The organism is Phaeobacter sp. JH20_37 (assembly GCF_048056015.1).
GTDB classification, from domain to species: domain Bacteria; phylum Pseudomonadota; class Alphaproteobacteria; order Rhodobacterales; family Rhodobacteraceae; genus Phaeobacter; species Phaeobacter bryozoorum.
Genome location: NZ_JAYMWW010000016.1, coordinates 21905 through 28400, shown reverse-complemented (window position 1 = coordinate 28400; position 6496 = coordinate 21905). Strand labels below are relative to the sequence as shown.

The 6496-nt window shown below is 58.8% G+C and carries 4 protein-coding genes and 1 pseudogene; all 5 read left to right on the top strand.

Translation table 11 applies throughout. The features are described 5' to 3' along the window. Positions 1–181 (top strand): hypothetical protein (locus tag VWZ87_RS15250; protein ID WP_416535153.1); only part of this gene is annotated, 181 nt, incomplete at its 5' end. 504 nt (positions 182–685) lie between these two features. Beyond that, positions 686–1153, top strand: a pseudogene (locus VWZ87_RS15245) (transposase); the annotation flags it as partial. 528 nt (positions 1154–1681) lie between these two features. Beyond that, positions 1682–5020, top strand: a complete 3339-nt coding sequence (locus VWZ87_RS15240; RefSeq protein ID WP_416535152.1) for a M10 family metallopeptidase C-terminal domain-containing protein — start codon at positions 1682–1684, stop codon at positions 5018–5020. A gap of 70 nt (positions 5021–5090) precedes the next feature. Further along, the gene (locus tag VWZ87_RS15235; protein WP_340547275.1) at positions 5091–5543 is read left to right on the top strand and encodes a hypothetical protein; all 453 of its coding nucleotides are present in this window, start codon (positions 5091–5093) and stop codon (positions 5541–5543) included. 133 nt (positions 5544–5676) lie between these two features. Beyond that, positions 5677–6429, top strand: coding sequence for a hypothetical protein (locus VWZ87_RS15230; RefSeq protein ID WP_416535151.1), 753 nt, complete (start codon positions 5677–5679; stop codon positions 6427–6429). Positions 6430–6496: the final 67 nt, after the last annotated feature.

Genomic DNA, 6496 nt, shown 5'->3' with positions numbered 1-6496 from the left:
ACACTTAATATCATCTCTGGTAATATTAATATTGATGGTGGTGGAGTCAATTATTGCGGGATATGTGTCGGTAAATAATCATGCGGCGATGATTTTAATTGCTATATGTGCCATAACTATATATCCGTATTTACTAGGTTCCACTTTTATAATAGCTGAGCAAATGTGGGTGTTTTTTTGAAATATATCAAATTTTTGGCGTCGAGGGTCGGCCTGTTAGGCGGTTAGTTAGGGGGGGACTCCTCAGGTGAAGTTGAGGTCGTTTTTCTAATATAATTGGTTATTGAGGAAATTCTGAATATTAGCATGCAGAAATTGATGTATTTAAAATTTAGATTGGCGGGAGATGCCCTGTGAAAAGTGAAAAATTAAACCTTTTCTGGGTCTTTATTTAATTTGTGTCGTTTTTAAATTTTGGTTACCGGATAGGGACATGCTTGTTGGATTGAGGTTGGGTGTGAATAGCATGCTTCTGGGTGGTCCAGTGTATTTACTTTATATCATTCTGCAAGAGGGTGAAAAGTAGAAAAAACAGGGTCACTTTGCCTTCATTTAATAGGCATTGATTTGAGGTTGTCACGGCTTTGTTGCACAAATCATCTGAGGGATTCACTGTTTGAATCCAGAGTGGTAGCTGACGGGCAAGAGCAGTTGGTCCCTCAGATGATTTGTGCAACAAAACCCTTCCAGCGACAAAGGCGACAGTCCGGCCCTGCCCGAACTGCTGAGCCAGTGCCGCCAGAGGAACAGATCTGCACCGTGACGGCCTTCTCGTGCATGTAGACATGCACTGCCGGGCAAGGGATGGCGCCTACGACACGCGCGGCTGCCATACGGCCATCCTGGATCGAGGCGCCGCCGCCGTCATCCCTATCCGCAAGAACGAGCGCCTTTGGAAGGAAGACTGTCCGGCCGCAACGGCTCGCAACGGGATCCTGCGCGCCACCCGGCACCTCGGGCGGGCCATCTGGAAGCGATGGACCGGCTATCATGTCCGCAGCGGATCGAGGCAAAGATGCGATGTCTGAAATCCTTCGGAGTACGCATCGCCTCACGAGACTTCGACCGACAGGTGGCTGGACACCAAATCCGGATCGCGGTTCTAAACAGCTACACCGCCCTTGGCATACCCGTCACAGTGCCCGTAGGGTAAGTCCGTCCGGGGAAAGGGGAAGCGCCCCCTTCACACGATTTGTGCAACAGAGCTTATCCGGCGGCCCAAATCAGCCCCCCCGATGGCAGAGGAGGCCTGCTGCCCGGTTACCGGCGTGCCGGCCCGGTCGTGGAGCGGCAGGGCTGGGGCGGGGCCATGCTGCGGGCGTCAGTTGTGCTACCTATGATTGATTCGATCAGCGGAACGGCGGTCACCTGTCAATTCGCCGTTCTGCGCGGTTCTGCGGCCCTTGCAACTGTCCGCACAACTTCGCTCATGCCCCGACGTCAATGGGCCAGCTTTTGCCGAAACCAAGGAGTGTCGAAAAACTCACCAAAAATAGTGAGTTGAACGATCATTCAATTCGGAAACGATCAGGGCACGAAACCAATATATCTATAATCTCCGAGGTCAGCTGATGGCGGCCCGGGCGCTCCGACATGCCTGCGGAGGGCTACGGGTGAATTTTGCCCATCATATCTGACTACTCGGGGTTGAACGATTGGGTTGAATGACAGGGAGGCCAACATGCCAACATCAACCGAGACCAGCACAGACTGGTGGACCAATGATCAAACGCCGGAGAACCCCTTTGGCAAAAGCGAGGATTACGAGGGGTTTCTCGATTATCTGGGGGCGCTGGGACGCAGCCTGACGCCGGAAATCGCCGCTGAACCGCTGGTGATCAACCTGACCGGGCTGAATGATCACCCCAGCTACAAAGAGGCGGCCATCGGCGCGCTGGAGATGTGGTCCGCAGTCACGCCGTTGCAATTCGAGATCGTCGATGACGCCCCCTTTGATGCCGATGTGCACTGGATGGAGGTTGTCAGCCCGGAAATCGGCGAACAAAGTGACGGCAGCGCCTTTTCCAGCGACCGCTATGTCAGCGTCGGCCAGCGCTTCCACGATACCGAGCCGAATATCACCGACCTTGGCGGCTATGTCTTTGATACCTTTGTGCATGAGTTCGGCCATGAATTCGGCCTGAACCACCCCGGTCTTTATAACTACAGCGGCCCCGGCGGCGTGCAGATCAACTATCTGAACAATGCGACCTGGACCTATGACCGTCAGCAATACAGCGTAATGTCCTATTTCGATGGCATCGACGTGGGCGAGGATACGCGCTGGTCAGCGGTGACCCCGCTTATGGGTGATATCGAGGCGATCATTCGCCGCTATTTCTCCACCGTCGATGATGAGGGCGTGCGGACCTATCAGACCATCAACCTCAATACCGATGACAATACCTATGGCTTCAACAGCAGCGAATACGGCTACCTGCTGACCGAGGACGGGCCGCAGCACGATATCGGTTTTGTGATCCATGACACCGGCGGCGATGACACCATCGATTTCTCCGGCTCCACCGCCAGCACCATTCTGGACCTGCGTGCCGGTGAGTTCTCCAGCGTCAACGGGCACAACAACAATGTGTCGATCTTTGCCGGGCACAACGCGGATCAGACTGAATACTACATCGAGACAGGGATCGGCAGCAGCTACGACGATATCCTGATCGGCAATGACGGCGACAATGTTCTGGACGGGCGCGCGGGCAATGACCGCATGGCCGGCAATGGCGGAGATGACGTCTATTTCGTTGATTCCATTGATGATATCGTTCGCGAGGAAGAAAACGGCGGCAATGACACCGTGATCGTGGTGGCCGATGGGCTGGATCTGGGCGACATCGCCAATGTGGAGACCATCATCTACGCGGGCGGCACGCCGGGAACACCGGGCAGCGACGCGCCGGATGCGCCGAACGAAGGGCCAACCGATGCGCTGGACAGTCTGATCATCGGGGATGACAGCAATGAGACGCTGGATGGCGGTGCGGGTGGCAACACCATCTTTGGCCTTGGTGGCGATGATCTGATCATTGGCGGGCGCGATACGCTGGCCAGCCGCGACATCAACAACACCATTGATATTGCTGACCTTGAGGATCAGACCGAAACCGACGATGGCAATGACGCGCTTTATGGCGGCGATGGCAATGATACTATCAACGGCGGAGCGGGCGACGACCTGCTGGACGGCGGCGATGGCAACGACCTGTTGCGCGGTCAGGCGGGGGCCGATGTGTTCCGCGGCGGGGCAGGGATCGACACCGTTGATTTCAGCCAGGAAAGCCCGTTCCAGCTGCTGGTCAACCTGGAAACCAATGTGGCCAGCGGGGGCACCGCTTCGGGCGATACCTTCTACAGCATTGAAAACCTGATCGGCTCGGATGACCGGATCGACCGGTTTATCGGCACCTCCGACAACAACCATTTCTGGGGTCAGGGCGGCGGCGACGTCTTCAATGGCGGCGGCGGTGACGACACGCTGGATGGCGGCAACGACGGTGACATGCTCTATGGTGAGGACGGCGACGACGTTCTGATCGGCGGCAGCGGTCAGGATTATCTCGACGGCGGCGCGGGCGTGGATACCGTGGTCTATACCACCAGCTCGGTCGGGGTGACTGTCGATCTGGAAAACGGCACAGCCCGTGGCGGCGACGCTGACGGACCGGTGCAGATCGTCGGACGCGGCACCACGATCCGTCATGACATCATCGTGGATGTGGAAAACGCGGTTGGCTCGCTCCATGACGATCACCTGATCGGCTCGGATGGCGAAAACACCCTGAGCGGCGGTGCCGGCGACGATGTTCTGACCGGCGGTGGCGGGGCGGACCTGCTTGATGGTGGCGCGGGCAGCGATACGGCCGACTACGCCAATGCGACCCGTGGCGTGAAGCTGAACATGGCCAATGGCAAGACCGCGGGCGACACCTATGTTTCCATCGAGAATATCTCCGGCTCCGGTTTCAATGACCGGATCAAGGGCGACGGCTCCGACAATGTGCTGACCGGGCAGGGGGGCAATGACACCCTGAAAGGCGGCAACGGGGATGACACCCTGCTGGGGGATTTTGCCGATGCCGCGGATGCGATACCGCAGCCCGGTCTTGGCACCGGCTACGCCACGCTGGGTCCGGATGCGACCAATAACTCGATCGAAACCGCCTTTGATATCTCGGATAACTTCTCGCTGACCGAGGACCCGGATATCTTTGACTCGACCAGCGTGCTGCACACCACAGTGAATGCCACCGGCAACGGGGCGGGTGGTTACTACGGCATTGATCTGGCGGCGGGCACCGTGCTGACCATCGACATTGACGGGATTGCCGATCCCAATGTTCACGACAGCTGGGTTCGGCTGCTGGACAGCGAGGGCAATATCGTTACCCAGAACGATGATGGTGGCGGCGATCCCGGCTCCACCAGCAACCGCGACTCCAGCACTGTCTTTGTGGTCGAGCAAACCGGCACCTACTACATCCTTGAGGGCAGCTGGTCGCCGGATACCGCCGATGGCTGGTCCGAGAGCGTGCCTGAAGGCTCCGCCTATGAGCTGAATGTCTCGGTCGAATTCCCACCGGCACCGGCGCAGCCGGGCGAGGCGGGCGAGGATGTGCTCAGGGGCGGACGTGGCAACGACATGCTGGATGGCGGTCTGATGGCGGATACGCTCTTTGGTGGTCAGGGAGACGATTACTTCCGCTTCTCGACCGAGCTGGGTGCGGACAATATCGACGAGATCCGCGACTTCGATGTGGCCAGTGACACCATCCTGCTGGACAGCGCGATCTTCACCGAAGTGGGCGCAGAGGGTGTGCTGGACTTTGGCGCCTTCCACAGCAGCGCTTCGGGTACCGCGCTCGATGCGGCGGACCGGATTGTCTACAACACCTCCAGCGGTGCGCTGACCTATGACGCGGACGGTCGGGGCGGTGACGATGCGATCCAGTTCGCCCAGTTGCAGTCCGGGCTACAGCTGACAGCAGATGATTTTGTGATCATCTGATCTGATACGAACAGGCACAGGGGGCCGATTGCGCCCCCTGTGCCGGCTATGTTTCGGGAGAGGAAACACCATGCCCCGCTATCTTGCCCCGCAGTCTATCAGACAGTCCCAACCTCGGTCCCATATCCAGCCGCTGCACCGGCGTCAGCTGATCCTCGGGCTGGCTGCAACCGCGCTGGTGGTCACCGCTGATCGCGGCCGGGCACAGCCGGGAGCGGTGCAGGGGATTGTCACCTTTGCCGGCGAGGGCAAGATCCCGAAGGGGCGGATCACCGTCTTTCTGTCGGATCCGTCGCAGGCAGATGCGCCCGATGACACTGCGGCGCGGGTCGATCTCATCAGCGATGGCGCCAGCCGGCAGATCGCATTCAGCCTGCCGCAGACAGAGCTGCCGCAGAACCATACCGCCCGGCGGCTTGTCGCGCGGCTGGAACGGGAAGATGGCTGGCTGATCGCCCGTGGCAGCGCCAAGCTCGCCGCAGGCCAACGGCCCGAGGTCACGCTCAACACGGTGATGTACTGACCGCATGCCGAACCTGCGATAAGTCCAAGCCTGCGAAGGATGTTTTCCTACCGCTATCTGCGGTCTCATGGTATCAGACCGATGTGCTGCCCGGCAGCAGCGCAGAGCCACAGAAGACGCAAGGAGCGCGAGGATGTTCAACGCAGATCGTGTCACAGAGGTTGCCCAGTCCAGCGTGGTCGAAACGCTGGATCTGTCCATGTTCAGCGAGGCCGATATTCTGAACACCGTGCTTCAGCGGTCCGAGGTGCTCTTTGATCTGGACCGTCCCGGCCGACCGATCCGGCGCTGGTCCAAGGGCAAGCCGGAGGAGTTGCAGGACGAAGTGGCGCGCCGCGGCGATCTGCTGCTGAAACGCGCGATTTCAGTGCTCTACCTTGAGTATCTGGCGCTGAAGCCCACGCTGGAGACACTTGCGCCGAAACATGTCGCGGATATCGGATGTGGCTATGGCTTCATTGATCTGTTTCTGGCGCGGGAGTTTGCCTGCGCGATCACCCTGATCGACCTGGAAGACAATGAGGCGACCCATTTCGGCTTCGATGCCGAAGGGGCCGCCTATAGCAGTCTCAGCACCGCGCGGGCGTTTCTGACCGCCAATGGCGTGGCGGATGTGACGACGGTGAATCCGGGCCGCGAGGATCCGAACCGGATCGGAGATGTCGATCTGGCGCTGTCGCTGCTCAGCTGCGGTTTTCACTATCCGGTCAGCACCTATGAGACCTTCTGGAAGAACAGCGTCAAACCCGATGGGGCGATCATCCTCGACCTGCGTGATGCCGAGGCCGCCCCCCAGCGCGCGCTGCTGGGCCAGATCGGCGCGCTGCATGATCTGTGGAGCGGCGAGAAATGGACCCGCATTCAGGTCCGCAAACCCGCCGCCTAGCCGACCTGCCACTGGGTGTATCAAGCCAATGATCTGCGGGTGTTTTTCGCCCCTGTAATTTGCCAGC

Excerpts from the sequence above, each read along its gene's own strand:
- VWZ87_RS15230 (WP_416535151.1), top strand. The coding sequence starts at position 5,677 with ATGTTCAACGCAGATCGTGTCACAGAGGTTGCCCAGTCCAGCGTGGTC.
- VWZ87_RS15240 (WP_416535152.1), top strand. The coding sequence starts at position 1,682 with ATGCCAACATCAACCGAGACCAGCACAGACTGGTGGACCAATGATCAA.
- VWZ87_RS15235 (WP_340547275.1), top strand. The coding sequence starts at position 5,091 with ATGCCCCGCTATCTTGCCCCGCAGTCTATCAGACAGTCCCAACCTCGG.